Origin of the sequence: Chryseobacterium phocaeense, from assembly GCF_900169075.1 — a bacterium.
In the GTDB taxonomy this organism is placed as follows: domain Bacteria; phylum Bacteroidota; class Bacteroidia; order Flavobacteriales; family Weeksellaceae; genus Chryseobacterium; species Chryseobacterium phocaeense.
The window spans coordinates 610,579-627,309 of the sequence record NZ_LT827015.1 but is presented as its reverse complement, the minus strand read 5'-3'; the positions used below and the strand labels follow the sequence as shown (position 1 = coordinate 627,309).

Here is a 16,731-nt window from a genome sequence, read left to right as displayed (position 1 = left end):
AACTAAGTTAATCATTTTTAATCGATGAACAAAACCCAGAAAGACTTTTATAATGCCTTTACCGATTTGCAGTGTTATATTCTGGCCAATATGAATAAGGGCAGTATCAGTGGTGTTACAGCTACCCATTACAATATTATAGAGTTTATTTACCGTCATGAAGGGATCACGGGGAAGCAGATGGCAAAAGCATTTGGTATCAGTCAGGCCGCCATTTCAAAACAACTAAAGTTCCTGCTCGAAAATAAATTTATCCGGCAGGACCAGTCTTCTTCTGACCGAAGAATTTTCAATCTGAGTGTTACCGGTGAAGGGAAATTTATTGTCGATAATTCTGAAAATTTCAGGGAAAGCGTTACGGTTAAATTTGGAAAAATCCTGAGTCCGGGGGAATTAAAAACGTTTACTGAACTGCTTAACAAGGCATTAACCCATATATCGGAACACTAAAATACAATCCTGAAATTTATTTTTATTCTTTTTTAGACTGCGAAAGATAATAATGCCACAGCATCATGGAAGCCACCGACCGCAAGGGTTTCCATTCCTCGCTAATGGCAAGGATTTCTTCTCTGGTGGCTTTTGATGGAAGCTGTTTTAGCCTTTTTAAGGCATTTACGGCAGCCAGATCACCGATCGGGAAAATATCTGTTCTCTGTAGGGTAAACATTAAATAGACATCCACCGTCCAGTTCCCGATTCCTTTCAGGCTGACCAGTGTTTTCCGGACCTCGTCACCGGACATTGCAGGCAGCTTTTCAAGATTAATCCCGCCGCTTACGATTGCTTCTGCAAGACCTTTGATATATTTGTTTTTCTGTCGGCTTACATAGCATTCTCTCATTTCTTCATCATTCAGTTTAAGAATGTTTTCAGGAGTAATTTCCGTGAGCTTTTCCTTCAATTTGTTTAAAGCAGCCAAAGCCGAAGCCAGGGAAACCTGCTGTTCCAGAATAATATGAACCAGTGTTTCAAAAGTATTGGCACGGGTCCACATCGGAGGATAGCCGTGATTGTCGAGGATTAATTTTAAGTCCTGATCCTGATCTGCCAGATAATTGCACAATTCCTGAAAATTTTCAGGGTTGAATGTTTCAGTTTCTTCCGGGATCAGACGGTTTGTATTTTTCTTCATACCTGAATTTTAAAATAAACATTGCATGGTAAAACCTTGTTCCAGATCGAGAAGAACAGATTTATTTTCGAGACCGCCGGCAAAACCGACCAGTTTTCCTGACGCCCCCACTACCCTGTGACAGGGAATTATAATGGAGACCGGATTTTTATTCAAAGCACCTCCAACAGCACGAACCGCTTTTATATCACCGAGAATGACAGCCAGTTCTCCATAAGTTTTTGTAACACCGTACGGAATTTTCAACAGAGCCTCCCAGACTTTTATCTGAAACTCAGTTCCCTTCAGGTCAAAGGGAATATCGAAAACCTTTCTTTTATTTTCAAAATATTCGTTCAGCTGATCTTCGGTCTTCAACAGGATCGGGTGGTTATCTTCTCTCACAGGAACCGAAAGCTTTGTTCTTTTACAATCTTCCCCTTCCCAGATAATTGCAGCAAGGCCTTTATCGGAAGCGATCACCCTGATCAGGCCAACCGGTGAGGAAACATCTTTATATTGTAACGGATTCTGATTTTTCATATTATTCGGATATGATATTGGTGACATTTTCATCAGCTGTTTTTGTACCCGGGAGCAGCTGCAGCATCAATCCTACGATGACCACACAAATTAATAAACACAGGATTCCAAAATGATAAGCCGTTTGCCATCCGTCTTTTGAAAAGTAAAAGAAGACACCGCCAATGATGCTCACGCCCAGTGCGGACGCAGTTTGCTGGAAAGTTGAATAGATTCCCGCTGCTGCACCGGCATACCGGGCCGGTACGTTTTTAAGGGCAATATTCAGCAGTGAAGGAAGAACAAGCCCGTTTCCAAATCCCCAGACCCCCATTAATCCAATAATCAGCCAGGTGCTGATTCCCGGTTTCCAAAGCGTCATCTGAAAATAAAATGCGGCCATTAAAATAACAACACCTACCTGCAGTACCCTTTTCCCAAATTTCACAATCAGTCTTGAAGCCATAACGGAAGAAATGATAAATAAAATTCCCGGGAAAATAAAATACAATCCGGAATCCAGTGCCGAAATACCCAGCCCGTTTTGCAGATAAACCGCACTCAGTAAAAGATACGCCGTGTGCAGCATAAAATGGAACAGCACGGCAACCAGTCCCATATTAAAATCCTTTATCTTAAATAATCTGATGTCGATCAGTGGATTTTGATGGTGGGAAAGTTTGATTTTCTGGTTATAAATGAAAAAGATAAAAAGCAAAACCGATACGGCCAGCAGCCCGAAACTCCAAAGTGGCCAGCCGGATTCCCGCCCTTGAATCAACGGATAAATAAGGGAAAATAAAGCTAAGGTCAGGATTAAAATTCCTGTATAATCGAATTTTGTATTTTGATGCTTTGCAGTTTCAGTGACGTACTTGTGTGTTGCCCAAAGTGTTATGATTCCAATTGGAAGGTTGATAAAGAACACCAATCTCCAGCCTTCAATGACCCAATGGGTATCCGACAGATAGCCGCCCAATACCTGCCCGATTACAGCTGCAGTTCCAAGGGTAATTCCATACAACCCGAATGCTTTTGCCCGTTCTCTGGTATCCGTAAACAAAACCTGAATGAATGCGATGGTCTGCGGAACCATAAATGACGCACTCAACCCCTGAAGAAGCCTGGTAAGGTTCAGCTGTAAAGCCGTCTGCGACAATCCGCACAGACAGGAAGCAACAGTAAAAGCAAACATTCCCCAGAAGAATACTTTTTTTCGCCCAAAATGATCTCCTGCCCGGCCCCCGGTGATAAGGAAAGCCGCATATCCAAGGAGGTACCCTGCTATAACAAGCTGCATCTCGCCATCCGTAGCATGGATTCCTTTTTTAATGGTAGGAATCGCAACATTAATAATAAATACATCAATCACGGAAAGCAGTGGCGCGGCCAATACAATGATCAGCTCCAGCCATTTATTTTTTATCTCTTTCATCTCAGATCAGTTTTTGAATGATTTTTTTTGCAGCCTGGATCTCTTCAGCATTTTTGAAAACGGAAGCGGTAACGATGGATCCTTCCAGCATGATGTAAATGGTTTCTGCCAGTTCTTCATCCGACAGGAATTTTTTATGACCGGAATTTTCAACAAGTATTTTGATGAATTCTTTACTGTGGATTTTTTGTGCCTGTATTTCCGCTAAAAACCTTGGATCGTCCGTTCCCGCTTCATCATTGGCTTTTATAAAGGGACAGCCTCCGAACTGCCTGACTTCCTGTCTCCGGGTATGATGATCAAAAAGAGCCAACAGTTTTTCCTTAGGATCTGCAATTTCATTGATTGCAGCTTCCAGACGGGTGAACCAAAGTTCATGTGTTCTCTGCACATAAGCAACCAGCAGATCTGTTTTTGTTTCAAAATGTTTGTATAAAGACCCTTTTGCAATATCCGCTTCATCAATAATCTGATTAATCCCCGTATTGCTGTAGCCCTGCGAATAAAATAATCTGTCGGCAGTATCCAGAATTTTATCGATTACAACTTGTCCTCTCTGTTTCATGTAACAAAGCTAAAAAAATAAATAGACAATATTGTCTATTTATTTTTTCAATTTTATCTATTAAGCCGATTAGCTCTTATTTAACAATAAAAAACGTTCAAAAAATTAAACTGTTTTATTTAATATTCAAATTTTTATGCTCTAAAATGAATACGCCTGGACAGAAAACTGAAGAAACGCATTGTTATTGACCGGGTTCCACATCGCCCAGATCCCAACAGGAATTTTATAGCCCTCAATCGTAAAGCTCTTTGAAACCATAAGGCTTATTTCATTGAATCCTGCTTCTTTTGCAAAGAAATTGTTCTTTTCCCCGTTGCTGTTGTTCAGGGCAAAACCGTATCCTGCCCTGCCCCGGACTTCCAGACTTTCTTTTTTATACAAAGGATATTCGCCGGAAACAAAGGTGGAATACTTATTTTCCGTATTGGTGCTGTTCCTGTCCCTTCCGAAAACCACCGTATTCCAGCTGAGCACCAGAGGAAACTGCTCACTGATGGTATAAAAGGATCTGAAATCCCAGAAACGTCCGGTTTCACGGGCGGAATAATTAAAATATTCCTTATTATTATAGGTTGCACCGGGAGAAAAATTATAAATATCCCAAAGTTCCAGCACCAGATGTTTGTTCTTGTAACCGATGTAATGGTTAAATTCCTTATAAGAACCGTCTACATTGCCGCCAGCCCAGAAACCACCGTAAAAATTCTTAAAATCCAGATGCAGGTCTCCGGTATACACCAATCCGGCAGACACTTCCAGCCCTCTCCACAGATGACTGTTTCTTAGCTGTAGAGCGGAATGCAGCTCCTGTGCACTCGATGACAAATTTCCCAGGACTACAGAGAAAATGAACAACAGATGATATTTAAGCATATTGTGTTTTTTAAAAGGTTGATTATTTTTTGAGTGAAAAGGGAAAGGAAGCTGGAAGAGGGAGGCTGGAAGTACTGCCAGACTTTCAGTATCTGGCAGGTTTATTAAAGACGGGCATTAAAAGAGAAGAAAAAAACACGTCCGGTTCTTCATTTCACCCGGACTTCCATCTTCCATCTTCCATCTTCCTTACTTATCTAAAAGGTCTTTCTCGCGTATACGCGATCCGAACAGTGCATATGCCAGCATAAGCAATTCACAGATCACAGTAAGAAACCAGGTCCATCTCCATGATCCGAAAATATCTGCCAGCCCTCCCTGTACAAGCGTAAAAACAGCACCTCCAAATACGGCTGAAATAAAAATTCCCGAAGCTTTTGAAGTATATTTATTCAAACCTTTAATAGAAAGGGAATAGATACAACTCCACATGGAAGAATGTAGCAATCCGATGGCTACCAGGAACCATAAGTTCTGGGTAATCATAGAAATTAAGGCAAGGATGGCAGCCAGAATAGTAGTGACAGCCAGCTGGGTTCTTGCAGAAATCTTACTGAAAAAGCTTGATACCGCCCTTCCTATCAGGAATCCACCCCAGTACAATGTGGACAGTAATGCATGAATCCCCAGATCCATTCCTCCGATAATGATATCAGTCTTCCCAAAGAAGGTGATCGGATGCCCGGAATCCATCAGCTCAAATGCATACAGATTAATATTTGCTCCAATGGCTACTTCCGTCCCTACATAAAAGAAAATCGCAAGAACTCCGAATGCAAAGTGTCTGAACGACCAGATGCTTCTTTCCAGCTTTTCCCCGGCGACAGCTCTGGTATGGGCGATGTCCGGTAAATGAAGCCTTTTCGTAATGACAATAATGATCAGGATACACATGATCAGGATGGAAAGCGGCAGAAGAAGCTGCTTAATTTCTATATTTTCAATGGAAATTCCGCTGAACATAATAACCGTCACAAAAAAAGGGGCAGATGTAGTTCCTATAGAATTGATCGCTGTTAAAATATTAAGACGCTGTACGGGCTGGGTTCCTTTTAATTCATAGGAAGCTGCGTAAGGATTTACCACCACCTGGATAATGGCCGCCGATGTTCCCATCAGGTAAGATCCTACCACAAAAATTACAAATCCGAAAGGAATCACCGCATCTTTGATACTGAACTTCAATTCCGGATACTGATACCCGACCCAGGAAGAACACAGGTACATAAACAGTCCGGAGATCATAAAGAAAAGGCCTCTCAGAATAGTATTTTTATACCCGAAAGTGTTAACCCACTTACTCCCCAAGGTTCCGTTCAGAAGATAGCCCAGAAAGAAGAAAAAGGAAATTAATGTTGTAAATGTGTTTTTCAGCCCTCCCGCATGACTGAGGAAGGTAAATTTCAAAGGGGCCTGCAGCTGCTCATTCACTGTGGTTAAAAAACCCACAATAAAATAAATGAAGGTAATGATAACAAACGGCAGAATCGCATTATTGGATTTTGTGCCCATTGGCTGGGGTTCAGAATTCATGATCATGGCGAAATTATTTTAGGATTGATTTTAGAGCAGAACCGGTTCCCTCATTTTTAATCTGATGGACAAACCGACCAAATAAGTCAACAAACGCTGCTGAGGTTTTCAAGTCAGTTCCTTTCAAAGCGGATACGCTCAAAAAAGCAGCAGGATCTTCGTCCTCAATCAGTTTCTGATCTTCAGCAGTCAGCCAGGGCTCTCCAATTTCATAGGAATGCCCCTGATCGTCTGTTTTATATTTGAGATAATGTCTGTAGGAAGCAATCAGAAAGGCCGGCCGGGTAAGATCCATTCCTGCCTTGATCATTATGGACAGATTAGGAATAATATATACCGGGAATTTTGACATTCCGTCAAAGCACAGCCTGCTTACCTGGTCGCTGACACTGTGGTTGGAAAATCTTTCGAGAAGTGTTTTTTTATAGTCTTCCAGATTAGTATTCTTCGGAGCGGGAACCAGAGGCGTGATATCCATATCCATAAAATTGCGGATGAATTTCACCACATTTTGATCTTCTATGGCTTGGTCTACTTTCCGGTACCCCATAAGGAAAGAAGGGTAAGAGAGTAAGGTATGGGAAGCATTCAGAAGGCTCAGTTTCATGTTTTCAAAAGCAGTGACATCATCCGTAAACTCTACTCCTGCCCTTTCCCACGCAGGTCTGCCTGCAATAAAATCATCCTCGATGACCCATTGTGCAAAATCTTCACAATATACAGGAGCCAGATCCTTCAGGTCGCTTTTTTCATTAAGCCGTTGCACATCTTCCGGGGTTACCGCCGGTGTGATGCGGTCTACCATGCTGTTGGGAAATGTAACATTGGCATTCACCCATTCCACAAGCTCTTTATCCTTAGCTTCTATGAAAGTGGTAAATGCTTTTTTAGCGGTATTACCGTTGTGCTGCAGGTTATCACAGGAAAGCACGGTAATCCCTCCGTTATTTTTAAGTTTTCTCCGGCGAAGTCCTTCCGTCACAAATCCGAATACTGTTGAAGGAGTTCCGGATGTTTTTAAATCATGCTGAATGTTCTCATCATCCAAAATAAAAGCTCCGGTTTCCTTATCCAGATTATAGCCGCCCTCTGTGATCGTTAAGGTGATGATTTTTACCGAACCGTCTGCAATTTTCTCCATCACGGCTTCCGGATCTTCTGTTCCCCAGATCAGTTCCCGAAGCGATCCTATCCTGTAAACCTCATCATTTCCGTCTCTTCCGCATACGGTAAGAGAATATTCCAGGTTCTGAGCTTTTAAATTCTTAACTATTTTTTCATCTGAAGGCAGTAAGCAGATTCCACAGATCCCCCATTCCTGCTGATCTTCTGACTCTAATATTTTATGGGTATAAAACTGCTGATGGGCACGGTGGAAATTTCCCACACCAATGTGCACAATTCCGGTTTTTATTTTTTGGACATCATAGTGATAAGAAACGGTCTTCATAGATAAAAGATTATTAATATGTTAGTCAATCCGTTAAAACTATATTAACATTCCGTTCATCAATACTATTTTTTATATAATTTACATTGAGAACGTTCCCAAAACTCAGGGAACGTTCCCAATTGCCTATTTTTTTATTAATTTTAGCCCAAAAACCCAGGCTGATGAAACGTATTACGATTAAAGACCTCGCCAAATTTTTGTCATTATCTACCTCTACGATCTCCAGAGCGCTCCTTGATGATAAAAATGTGAACCTGGAAACAAGGAAACGGGTGCTGGATGCTGCTGATCAATTAGGCTATAAACCCAACCTGACGGCATTGAATTTAAAGTCAGGGCAGTCAAAAACAATAGGGGTTGTGGTTCCGGAGATGATCACTCCGTTTTCGGCAAAGGTTCTTGAGGGGATTCAGCATGTGCTTTACCCTCTCGGTTACAGGCTGGTGATTACCCAATCTGATGAGAATCCTCTTATTGAAAGAAAAAACCTGCAATTGCTGGAAGATTTCAATGTAGACGGAATCATTATCAATGTCTGCCATGAAACCTATAATAATGATGTGTACCGGCAGATGATGACCCAGGGAACACCATTGGTATTCTTTGACAGAATTCCGGATAAATCGCTGGATGTTTCCAAAGTGGTGGTGGATGATTATATCAGCTCCTCACTGCTTGTAGAATACCTGATTAAAACGGGAAGAAAAAGAATTGCCCACATTATGGGACCGTCTACCATCCGGAATGCCGTAGAAAGGGCTAACGGCTATAAACGTATTCTCACCAAATACAATCTGGCTGACGAAAACCTGATCATCAAAACGGAAGGAATGTCCTTTGAACATGGAAAAGATGCAGTACAGCAGTTGCTGCGAAGAAAGGTGGAATTCGACAGTATTTTTGCTTTCAGTGATACTTTAGCCATCGGAGCGATGAATGCTCTTCTTGAACATAACATAAAAATACCAGATGATGTGGCCGTGGCCAGCTTTTCGGGAACTGAACTCTCAACAATTGTTTATCCCCAGCTTACCAGTGTACAGCAGCCTTTGGTTGCCATGGGTGAAGCTGCGGCAGAACTGATGCTGGAAAAAATAAAAGACCGTTCGGCACCCGGCAGAACGGTTTTAATGGATGCGGTCTTGGTGCAGAGGGCTTCTACTTTATAAATTTTCTATCTGTATCTATTTGAAGGAATATAAAAAAATCCTATCCCCAGACATGTTCTAAGGATAGGATTCACACCAAAATATAAAATCACTTTTCAGACAATAAAGAGCCCTGCAATAGCCTGGGCTTCTGTTCCTGTTAAAATTTCATCATAAGCGGCCGATCCTGCGGCAGCCCCGAAAGCATTAGCGGTATTGAATCCGGCCTGATCCACATTACCTTCTCCGGCATACACAGGATTGGTTGCAGCTGGCATACTTCCGCCATCGGCAAGTTCTATCCAGCCTTTATTGGCCCTCATTCTTCTCACCTGTGAGGCGTGTCTTGCCTCTACGGAATGGATCTGAAGAGCCGCCTGCAATACTGCTTTATTGGACATTACATTTCCAGCCTGTCCTTTATAGGCACGAACTCCGGTATCTTCAAAAGCCTGGGCTAGAATCAGAAACTGGTTGTAATCTGTGAAAGGCATAAAACTTCCGCCTGCCGTAAAATCAAAAATGGGTTTGGCCCCCGGGGTTTCTCCTAAAGAGGTCAATGTGCTTTTTAAGAATCCTACGTGGGCCGATTCATGCTTTGAGATCTGCATGAAAACAGGCCGGTCTGCATTGGGAATCAATCCGGGTGCTGCCAGCCCTAATGCGTAATATTCATTTTCCAGATATTCCAGCACCAATGCCAGCTGTAAGGCTTCCGTCAATGCAGTTTTAAAAAAGCCTGCGGAAACTGACTGATCCAGAGTTTCTGCTTTGGCAGATGTGGTCATCAATGCTCCCAGTCCCAGTGGAACAGCAGCTACGGCTGCTTTTTTTCCAAATCCGGAAATATGGGTCATGGTTTCTAATCTTGTCGCTTCTGTGGTAAAAAATTTATCGTTAGAAAGCTTATCGAGTATTTTTAGAATGTTCATAATGGTAGATTTTGACAATGAATAATTAGCTGATTCCTCTTTCTTTCCAGGTGAACGGGGTTTTTATAAATCCGCCTGCTGCCATTACAATATCTTTCGGCTCTTTGGCAAGATCCAGTCCGTTTGCATCAATGACATCATCCCCGGAAAAATCTGTAGATCCGGGATTGATGATATTCCTGATGGCAGAAGCATGTCTGGCCTCCACAGAAACTATTTTCCCGGCAATCACCAGATAAGCCGGATTGGTAATATACTTTCCGGCACCGTTGTACGCAGCCACTCCGGTATCTTCCAGTGCTTTCGCTGTGGCCAGTACGGAACTTCTGTCATTAAAATTCACATTCGGGTACTGAAACTGAAGAGTAGGCAGAACATTTGCCGTTACACCACCAATAGCTGCTTTGAAAAAGTCCCGGTGAATCACCTCATGATGGTAGAGATCCGTGAAAACCTGCTTTTCAACGCTTGAGATTCCGGAGTAAAAATTATTGACCACTTTGGTATAAAAATCAGCTTCCAGCTGTTCCAGTGCATAGGCATAATTCAGCACTCCTACGTCTCCAGTTCCAAGGTCAAAAACCTTATCATCCATGAATCCGTAGTCATTATCGTCATCACAACCGATCAGTGTAAGACCTGCCATAGCCAGCCCTATACCGCCCAGTTTCAAAAAATTTCTTCTGCTTGTATCCAGGGTTGCGCCCTGGTTAGAAACATTAATCGTTTTTTTCATAATATTATAGGTTTGAGTGTTAGGTTATTTAAAAGAAGAAAAAACAGCATAAAGATTTATGCTGCTCACTAACTAAAATATTAAGGCATCAGTACGGTATCGATCACGTGGATCACTCCGTTGGATTGGTTCACGTCAGCAATTGTAACTTTGGCACTGTTTCCTTTAGCATCCTGGATGTAAAGGTCTTTTCCTTTGGTCCAGAATGTCACGCCCTCGCCTTCCACCGTTTTCATCATACTTTTCCCGTTTCCGGCTTTCACAGCAGCCCAGATATCCTTTGCACTGTATTTTCCTGCAAGAACGTGATAGGTCAGGATTTTGGTAAGCATTTCCTTGTTTTCAGGTTTTACCAAAGTTTCAACGGTTCCTTTCGGAAGTTTTGCAAAGGCAGCATCCGTAGGAGCCAACACGGTGAACGGACCGGCCCCCTGAAGCGTTTCTACCAGACCAGCTGCTTTTACGGCAGCCACTAAAGTCTTATGGTCTTTAGAATTGACTGCATTTTCAATAATATTTTTAGATGGGTACATGGCAGCGCCTCCCACCATTACCGTTTTTTCTTTTTTCATCGTTTGTGCAGTTACCTTCCCACTGAAAGCAAATGATAAAGCGATCATTGCCAGAACTGCGATTTTTGATTGTGTGTTCATTGTGTTGATTTTTTAAATTAATAGTATTTGAATTGTGTTCTTAATCTCATTTACGAGGTTGGTTTTAATTCAGATTTAAAAAAATTGATTTTTATTTAAAAATTTACAAACCGTTCATTTTTCAGAGTCAAACAGAAGCAGATTAATCTTTTTTTTACGACTCTGTTTTCATACGGGTTTATTCCCATCAATTCTTTAAAATTATGTACGATGTAAAAGATTTTCCGGATGTTATTTGTAGTATGTTTTATTTTATTACATTTGGAATGAAAAACAATTGCTATTAAAACAACCTATTCGGAAGAAGAGCTTATCGTTCTATTGAAAGAAAAAAACGAAACAGGCTTTCATTATTTGTATGACCACTATGCAGGCGCTCTGTATGGGGTGGTTCTCCGAATTGTACAGTCAAAGGAATATACCGAAGAGATTATCCAGGATGTTTTTGTTAAAATCTGGAATGCCATTCACCAATACGATTCATCAAAAGGAAGATTTTATACCTGGATGATTAATATTGCGAGGAATACAGCCATAGATTATTTAAAATCAAAAGGCTTTCAGAACGAACTTAAAAACCAGCCTCTTCCGGATTTCGTATATAATTCTGCAGAACTTTCAACGACTAATAATTCTTCCGATTTTATTGGATTTAATAATGTACTTGAAGGTCTCGAGGTTGATAAACAGGAACTTATTGACCTGGCCTATTACCAGGGATATACCCAGAACGAAATATCTGAAAAGCTGAAGATACCCCTTGGAACGGTGAAAACCAAAATGCGGAATGCACTGATGAAATTAAAGGATTTGCTAAAAGATTATCAATAAATTGAACACAAAAGAATACATATCATCCGGAATTATAGAATCTTATATTCTAGGACTTGCTTCTCCTGAGGAGGCAGGGATTTTGGAGTGTGTGATGAAGAACAATGCTGAAGTGAAGGCGGCTTTCGAAGAAGCTCAAAAAACGATGGAAGCACTGGCCACGCAACAGGCTGTGGCTCCTCCTGCCGATTTAAAATCAAAAATCTGGAATAAGATCCAGCAGGAAACAACCCGTGAAGAGGTAAAAGAACCAGAACATGTTGCCCAGCCGGATATTCCTGCTGCCAGACCTGAGGCTGAAATAAAACCTAAGGAAAAAAGCAGCTGGAAAATGTATGCAGCCGCAGCTTCGATATTATTACTGATCAGTGCTGCCGGAAATATCTTCTGGATGAACCGTCAGTCTGAGACCCAAAAAGAAATAGCCAAAATACAGACTGAAAAGAAAACCCAGGATCTGGCCATGCAAAAAATGAATCAGAAGATGAGCATGTTCTCTAATCCCGATATGCAGATGGTAATGCTCAAAGGAGTGGAAAAACATACCGATTCCAAAGCCATGGTGTTCTGGGACAAAAAAACAAAAGAAGTCTACCTGAATGCTGAACATCTCCCGAAAGCTCCGGAAGGCATGCAGTATCAGCTTTGGGCGATCGCAGACGGAAAACCTGTGAATGCGGGCATGTACACCGAAGAAAAAGACAGCAAAATAGCACTTTCCAGTATTCCTGCAGCACAGGCATTTGCAATCACGCTTGAAAAACAGGGTGGAAGCGAAGTTCCCACCATGGAAAACATGTATGTGATGGGGGGAATCTAAAGCTTTCTATTCCTGAATCGTCCTATCTTCAGGATTCAACTTTAATTTTTTTGTTGCTCTTCCTTAATTTGCTTAATTCCCTCTCTGTATGAAGTAACTGCAAAGTGAGGAAAACGTTTTCTGAATTTTGAATCATCAAAAATATTGTCATGCCCGTATCTTGGAAGCAATTCCAGAAGTTCTTTTGCCTGTTTATTAAACAATGCACCAATCTTAAATATAAATTGGGGAATCACTGAATATTTTAGCTCCCTGCCATATATCTGTGACGTCAGTTCAATAAACTGCCTGTAAGTAAGTTTATCCTGATCTACCGGCAGGTGCCATGTCTGCCCGTATGCATCCTCTGTATTACCGATCAGAGCAGTAGCTCTGCTTGCATTGGGTGTCCAGATCAGGCTTCTTTTGGTATCATCCCTTAAAGGAACTTTCAGCTTTTTGTGGTTACTGATCGCATCGAAAATCAGGGTATTGGTTATGCTCTGGGTTTTACCCGGGCCATAAAATTCTGGAGCCCGGCAGATGACCGCACTGATTTGTCCGGTTTTTATTTCCTTCAGCAGCATATCTGCCATTCCCTGTCTTACCTTTCCTTTTCTCCCCACTGGTGCGAAAGGTGTCTGTTCGGTAAGCACCCGGCTATCCTGCGGGTACATATAGGTATTATCAAAAAACACCAGCTTTGTACCGTGAATTTTGCAGGCATCGATTATGTTCCTCAGAATAATTTCAAACTGCCTTTCCCAAAGTTCAGTATTCATAGGCATTCCCAGAGTAAAATAAGCAATTTCGCTTCCTTTTATCGCCTCACTGGCTTTTTCACGGTCTGAAAGGTCTGCTGAAAACACGGTGTCCGTATCATTTACTTTCACAGCATTTCTGCTTACAATCCTGATGTCTGGGGTATAGTTCTTTTTAAGCTCTCTGGCCAGTTCTTCGCCAATCTGCCCGTTGGCTCCCAATATGGTTTGCATAATTTTCTGTGTTTAAAAATTGACGGAACAATATTCTGAAATCATAATGATCAGGGAAGGTTCCAATGTACGGAAGTTATAACAATATCTCTGTTCAAACATAAAAACCAAGTTTATTTTTTCAGAAAACATGATATACTCCCAAAAATATCCTAAAACCGTGTTTCTGTTCACTAAAAAGAGTCATATCTTTTATATTTGCGCCATGAATTTATTATCCGTTACCTGGGATGTAAGTCCCGAGATTTTTAATATGGCCGGATTCCCGCTAAAATATTACGGGCTTTTATTCCTTGCCGGACTTGTGTTATGCTACACTATTCTAAAGTCAGTCTATAAAAAAGAAAACCTGAGCCGGCAAGCCCATGAATCCCTTTTTTCATACGCATTTATAGGAATTCTTGTTGGGGCAAGACTGGGGCACTGCCTCTTTTACGATTTTGATTACTATTCCCAGCATCCTGTTGAAATATTCCTTCCGATCCAGAAAGGAACAGACGGAGCCTATCATTTTTCGGGTTATGCAGGACTGGCCAGCCATGGCGGCGGAATCGGGCTGATTATTATGCTGCTGGTGTATGCGAGAAAATTCTCCATTAAATTCATGTCTGTCCTGGATGTGATTGCTATTGCAACTCCTCTTGCCGGAGCTTTTATCAGGCTGGGTAACCTGATGAATTCTGAAATCATAGGAACTCCTTCTGATGCACCGTGGGCTTTTGTCTTCACGCAGGTGGATCTGATCCCGAGGCACCCGGCGCAGCTTTACGAGGCCGTGTGCTACCTTTTGATCTTTCTTGCTGTGTATTTCATGTATCAGAAAAACAGTTTTAAAATCGGAAAGGGATTTTATTTCGGAATTACAACGCTTCTGATCTTTATCGTGCGGTTTTTTGTAGAATTTGTCAAAGAAGACCAGGTTGATTTTGAACACGGAATGAGTCTGAATATGGGACAGATCTTAAGCATTCCGTTTTTATTCATCGGTCTGTTTTTTATTGTGAAAAGCATCCGGGAGAAAAATAAAATAAGTGTTTCATAAATATCTTACAATTAAGAACCCCTGAAATCAGTTGATTTCAGGGGTTTCTGTTACATTCAAAATTCATGAAAAATTGGCTTAAGATCATTAAGCCAATTCCGTATTCTTCAGCCAGAATACTCACCTCCACATTTATTCTAATTACTGTAATCGGTCTTGTTTTCCTTCATAAGATTTGAACTATGAAGTAAGTTTAGCTATTCAAATTTGCACAAAATAAAAGAGGTAAAAAATAAAGAGCTATCAAATAAAGTTTCAGGTCTATCAAGGCTACCACTCAATTGAAGGCTTATACGTCCTGCCGATCGGGAGTTTCTTGCCGTTCACCTGGATCATGCTGGCGGAACGGACTTCAATTTTAGATTTGGAAACAATATAGGATTTATGGATCCTCACAAACATTTTCGGGTCCAGGCTTTCTTCTATCCTGCTGATGGGCATTTTAACCGTAATGGTTCCCGCTTTGGTGTGGATGTGGATGTATTCCCGCAAGCTTTCGATGAAAAAAATATCGTGAAAAATAATCTTTATCTGTTTTTTCCCGCTGCTGATAAAGATATGCTCCCGGTCTGCGGCTTCCAGTAAAGCTTCTTCTGCATTAGCCAGATACTTAAATTTTTCAACCGCTTTGGTGAATCTTGCGTAAGGTATGGGCTTCATCAGATAATCCACAATATCAAGCTCATAGCCTTCCAATGCATACTGATGGTAAGCGGTGGTGACTATTACCAGAGGCGGTTTCTTCAGTTTTTTGAGGAAATCAAAACCTTTCACCACAGGAAGGTGCAGGTCCAGAAACATAAGATCTATGTCATGCCTGTTCAGTACACTTCCGGCGTATACGGCATCTGAGCATTTTTCTACAAGATTCAGTTCTTCATCCTTCAAAACAAAATTTTCAAGGATTTCTGCTGCTATGGGTTCGTCTTCCACAATGATGCAGTTGTATTTTTTAGAAACGGGATGGGTCATTTAAATTAATAATTAAGGTTACAATATACCGGTCATTGGTACTTTCAACAGTAAGAATATGCTTCGGGTAAAGCAGTTCAAGCTGTCTCCGGATGTTCTTCAATCCTATCTTTGTAGAATTTCCGTGGGGCTTTTCTTCTTTTGAATTTTCAATATGGTAATGAAGCACTCCATTGTTCAGTTTAATATCAATATGAATAAAACTTTTGCCTAAAGTTTCGGAAACGCCGTGTTTAAACGCATTTTCCACAAACTGGATCAGGATAAGCGGTGAAATCTCCTGGGAAGGATGATCAATATCTTCATTAAAACGGATGGCGAGGTCACGATGACGAATCTGCTGTATCTGCAGGAAATCCCTGATATTTTCCACATCTTTGTCTATTGAAATATAGCGTTCTGTAGCTTCATAAATATTGTACCGCATCACTTTGGAAAGCTGTAAAATGGCATCTGGTGTTTCATCGGCTTTTTTAAGGGCCATTCCATAGATATTATTCAGGGTGTTGAACAGAAAATGCGGGTTGATCTGGGCTTTCAGCATGGTAAGTTCCTGATCCAGCTTTTCAGATTTCAACTGTGAGTACTGCTGTTTCAGCACATTTTTCTGCCGGGTAATTTCCACTCCGAACATCAGGCCTGCCAAAAAGATAAGATCCATAAAGGAATTGAAGGCTACCAGCCCGTTCATAAATCCGGAAGGCTCTTTCCCATCAAGGGTTTCAACCACTCCATATATATGCGGATAAATAATATAATGGGTAAAAAACCGGTGAGCCAGAACAGCCGCAGCGATAATGGAAAAATAAAGAATAAAGGCCTGCCATTTCCTGATCCGGCTCTTTTCATAAACGAAGAGCAGTGCATAAGCCATCAGCATTTTGATCAAAAGATAGCCGATTTCCAGAATAATGGTATGCTGAAGCCTTGTCTGCCATTCTGTGTCCGGAAACTGATACCTGGACCAGTAAAAATCCAGATACACCTCCAGAACATAGTACAGCACCCAAAAGAGGAGATGGACATATAACTTTGATTTTCTGTCTGGTTTCAAGGGTAATAGGATTTACTATGCAAAATACTACCTTTCGGTGTAAAATAAAAATTCAAAACCTGTAATCCCGG

18 protein-coding genes are annotated in these 16,731 nt (G+C 41.2%); 5 read left to right on the top strand and 13 right to left on the bottom strand.

What is annotated here, in order from left to right; translation table 11 throughout:
- Positions 1–24 precede the first annotated feature (24 nt).
- Positions 25–450 (top strand): MarR family winged helix-turn-helix transcriptional regulator, encoded by a 426-nt coding sequence (locus tag B7E04_RS09650; protein ID WP_080778455.1) that lies wholly within the window; start codon positions 25–27, stop codon positions 448–450.
- A gap of 22 nt (positions 451–472) precedes the next feature.
- Here B7E04_RS09650 and B7E04_RS09645 read toward each other — a convergent pair whose 3' ends face one another.
- The 7 genes from B7E04_RS09645 to B7E04_RS09615 form a co-directional block, all read right to left on the bottom strand.
- Positions 473–1,135: a DNA-3-methyladenine glycosylase family protein gene (locus tag B7E04_RS09645; RefSeq protein WP_080778454.1), complete on the bottom strand. Its 663-nt coding sequence runs from the start codon at positions 1,133–1,135 to the stop codon at positions 473–475.
- A 9-nt stretch (positions 1,136–1,144) separates the two neighbouring features.
- Positions 1,145–1,684, bottom strand: coding sequence for a methylated-DNA--[protein]-cysteine S-methyltransferase (locus B7E04_RS09640; RefSeq protein WP_228439885.1), 540 nt, complete (start codon positions 1,682–1,684; stop codon positions 1,145–1,147).
- A complete protein-coding gene (locus B7E04_RS09635) occupies positions 1,659–3,071 on the bottom strand; it encodes an MFS transporter (RefSeq protein WP_080778452.1) in 1,413 nt (470 codons plus the stop codon). Before B7E04_RS09635 ends, B7E04_RS09640 begins: the two co-directional genes overlap by 26 nt.
- Position 3,072: 1 nt before the next feature.
- Positions 3,073–3,636: a TetR/AcrR family transcriptional regulator gene (locus B7E04_RS22525; RefSeq protein ID WP_080778451.1), complete on the bottom strand. Its 564-nt coding sequence runs from the start codon at positions 3,634–3,636 to the stop codon at positions 3,073–3,075.
- 141 nt (positions 3,637–3,777) lie between these two features.
- Positions 3,778–4,512 (bottom strand): hypothetical protein, encoded by a 735-nt coding sequence (locus tag B7E04_RS09625; protein ID WP_080778450.1) that lies wholly within the window; start codon positions 4,510–4,512, stop codon positions 3,778–3,780.
- Between the two features lie 189 nt (positions 4,513–4,701).
- Positions 4,702–6,051 carry an MFS transporter gene (locus B7E04_RS09620; RefSeq protein ID WP_228439883.1) on the bottom strand — a complete coding sequence of 450 codons (1,350 nt, stop codon included), beginning with the start codon at positions 6,049–6,051 and terminating at the stop codon, positions 4,702–4,704.
- 7 nt (positions 6,052–6,058) lie between these two features.
- Positions 6,059–7,495, bottom strand: a complete 1,437-nt coding sequence (locus B7E04_RS09615; RefSeq protein WP_080778449.1) for a mannitol dehydrogenase family protein — start codon at positions 7,493–7,495, stop codon at positions 6,059–6,061.
- A gap of 164 nt (positions 7,496–7,659) precedes the next feature.
- Here B7E04_RS09615 and B7E04_RS09610 point away from each other — a divergent pair, with 164 nt between their 5' ends.
- Positions 7,660–8,667: a LacI family DNA-binding transcriptional regulator gene (locus tag B7E04_RS09610; protein ID WP_080778448.1), complete on the top strand. Its 1,008-nt coding sequence runs from the start codon at positions 7,660–7,662 to the stop codon at positions 8,665–8,667.
- 95 nt (positions 8,668–8,762) lie between these two features.
- Here the strand turns inward: B7E04_RS09610 and B7E04_RS09605 are convergent, their stop codons facing one another.
- From B7E04_RS09605 to B7E04_RS09595, 3 genes are all read right to left on the bottom strand, one after another.
- Positions 8,763–9,578 carry a ferritin-like domain-containing protein gene (locus B7E04_RS09605; RefSeq protein ID WP_080778447.1) on the bottom strand — a complete coding sequence of 272 codons (816 nt, stop codon included), beginning with the start codon at positions 9,576–9,578 and terminating at the stop codon, positions 8,763–8,765.
- 25 nt (positions 9,579–9,603) lie between these two features.
- Complete coding sequence (locus B7E04_RS09600) at positions 9,604–10,314, bottom strand: ferritin-like domain-containing protein (RefSeq protein ID WP_080778446.1); 711 nt, start codon at positions 10,312–10,314, stop codon at positions 9,604–9,606.
- 80 nt (positions 10,315–10,394) lie between these two features.
- On the bottom strand, positions 10,395–10,967 hold the full coding sequence (locus B7E04_RS09595) for a fasciclin domain-containing protein (RefSeq protein ID WP_080778445.1): 573 nt from the start codon (positions 10,965–10,967) through the stop codon (positions 10,395–10,397).
- A gap of 321 nt (positions 10,968–11,288) precedes the next feature.
- On the opposite strand from B7E04_RS09595, the gene B7E04_RS09590 reads away from it, so the two are divergent.
- Positions 11,289–11,798: an RNA polymerase sigma factor gene (locus B7E04_RS09590; protein WP_228439881.1), complete on the top strand. Its 510-nt coding sequence runs from the start codon at positions 11,289–11,291 to the stop codon at positions 11,796–11,798.
- A 1-nt stretch (position 11,799) separates the two neighbouring features.
- Positions 11,800–12,618 carry an anti-sigma factor gene (locus B7E04_RS09585; protein ID WP_080778444.1) on the top strand — a complete coding sequence of 273 codons (819 nt, stop codon included), beginning with the start codon at positions 11,800–11,802 and terminating at the stop codon, positions 12,616–12,618.
- A gap of 41 nt (positions 12,619–12,659) precedes the next feature.
- On the opposite strand, the gene B7E04_RS09580 is transcribed toward B7E04_RS09585, so the two are convergent.
- Complete coding sequence (locus B7E04_RS09580; RefSeq protein ID WP_080778443.1) at positions 12,660–13,592, bottom strand: NAD-dependent epimerase/dehydratase family protein; 933 nt, start codon at positions 13,590–13,592, stop codon at positions 12,660–12,662.
- A 205-nt stretch (positions 13,593–13,797) separates the two neighbouring features.
- On the opposite strand from B7E04_RS09580, the gene lgt reads away from it, so the two are divergent.
- The gene (gene lgt, locus B7E04_RS09575; RefSeq protein ID WP_080778442.1) at positions 13,798–14,634 is read left to right on the top strand and encodes a prolipoprotein diacylglyceryl transferase; all 837 of its coding nucleotides are present in this window, start codon (positions 13,798–13,800) and stop codon (positions 14,632–14,634) included.
- A gap of 270 nt (positions 14,635–14,904) precedes the next feature.
- Here lgt and B7E04_RS09570 read toward each other — a convergent pair whose 3' ends face one another.
- Together B7E04_RS09570 and B7E04_RS09565 are read right to left on the bottom strand one after the other, a co-directional pair.
- A complete protein-coding gene (locus B7E04_RS09570) occupies positions 14,905–15,606 on the bottom strand; it encodes a LytR/AlgR family response regulator transcription factor (RefSeq protein WP_080778441.1) in 702 nt (233 codons plus the stop codon).
- A complete protein-coding gene (locus B7E04_RS09565) occupies positions 15,587–16,660 on the bottom strand; it encodes a sensor histidine kinase (RefSeq protein ID WP_080778440.1) in 1,074 nt (357 codons plus the stop codon). Before B7E04_RS09565 ends, B7E04_RS09570 begins: the two co-directional genes overlap by 20 nt.
- Positions 16,661–16,731: the final 71 nt, after the last annotated feature.

Bases quoted from the DNA above. Each gene is read 5' to 3' on its own strand.
- B7E04_RS09595 (WP_080778445.1), bottom strand. From the start codon at position 10,967: ATGAACACACAATCAAAAATCGCAGTTCTGGCAATGATCGCTTTATCA.
- B7E04_RS09580 (WP_080778443.1), bottom strand. From the start codon at position 13,592: ATGCAAACCATATTGGGAGCCAACGGGCAGATTGGCGAAGAACTGGCC.
- B7E04_RS09625 (WP_080778450.1), bottom strand. From the start codon at position 4,512: ATGCTTAAATATCATCTGTTGTTCATTTTCTCTGTAGTCCTGGGAAAT.
- B7E04_RS09620 (WP_228439883.1), bottom strand. From the start codon at position 6,051: ATGATCATGAATTCTGAACCCCAGCCAATGGGCACAAAATCCAATAAT.
- B7E04_RS09615 (WP_080778449.1), bottom strand. From the start codon at position 7,495: ATGAAGACCGTTTCTTATCACTATGATGTCCAAAAAATAAAAACCGGA.
- B7E04_RS09610 (WP_080778448.1), top strand. From the start codon at position 7,660: ATGAAACGTATTACGATTAAAGACCTCGCCAAATTTTTGTCATTATCT.
- B7E04_RS09570 (WP_080778441.1), bottom strand. From the start codon at position 15,606: ATGACCCATCCCGTTTCTAAAAAATACAACTGCATCATTGTGGAAGAC.
- B7E04_RS09600 (WP_080778446.1), bottom strand. From the start codon at position 10,314: ATGAAAAAAACGATTAATGTTTCTAACCAGGGCGCAACCCTGGATACA.
- B7E04_RS09635 (WP_080778452.1), bottom strand. From the start codon at position 3,071: ATGAAAGAGATAAAAAATAAATGGCTGGAGCTGATCATTGTATTGGCC.
- B7E04_RS09645 (WP_080778454.1), bottom strand. From the start codon at position 1,135: ATGAAGAAAAATACAAACCGTCTGATCCCGGAAGAAACTGAAACATTC.
- B7E04_RS09640 (WP_228439885.1), bottom strand. From the start codon at position 1,684: ATGTCACCAATATCATATCCGAATAATATGAAAAATCAGAATCCGTTA.
- B7E04_RS22525 (WP_080778451.1), bottom strand. From the start codon at position 3,636: ATGAAACAGAGAGGACAAGTTGTAATCGATAAAATTCTGGATACTGCC.
- B7E04_RS09650 (WP_080778455.1), top strand. From the start codon at position 25: ATGAACAAAACCCAGAAAGACTTTTATAATGCCTTTACCGATTTGCAG.
- B7E04_RS09605 (WP_080778447.1), bottom strand. From the start codon at position 9,578: ATGAACATTCTAAAAATACTCGATAAGCTTTCTAACGATAAATTTTTT.
- lgt (WP_080778442.1), top strand. From the start codon at position 13,798: ATGAATTTATTATCCGTTACCTGGGATGTAAGTCCCGAGATTTTTAAT.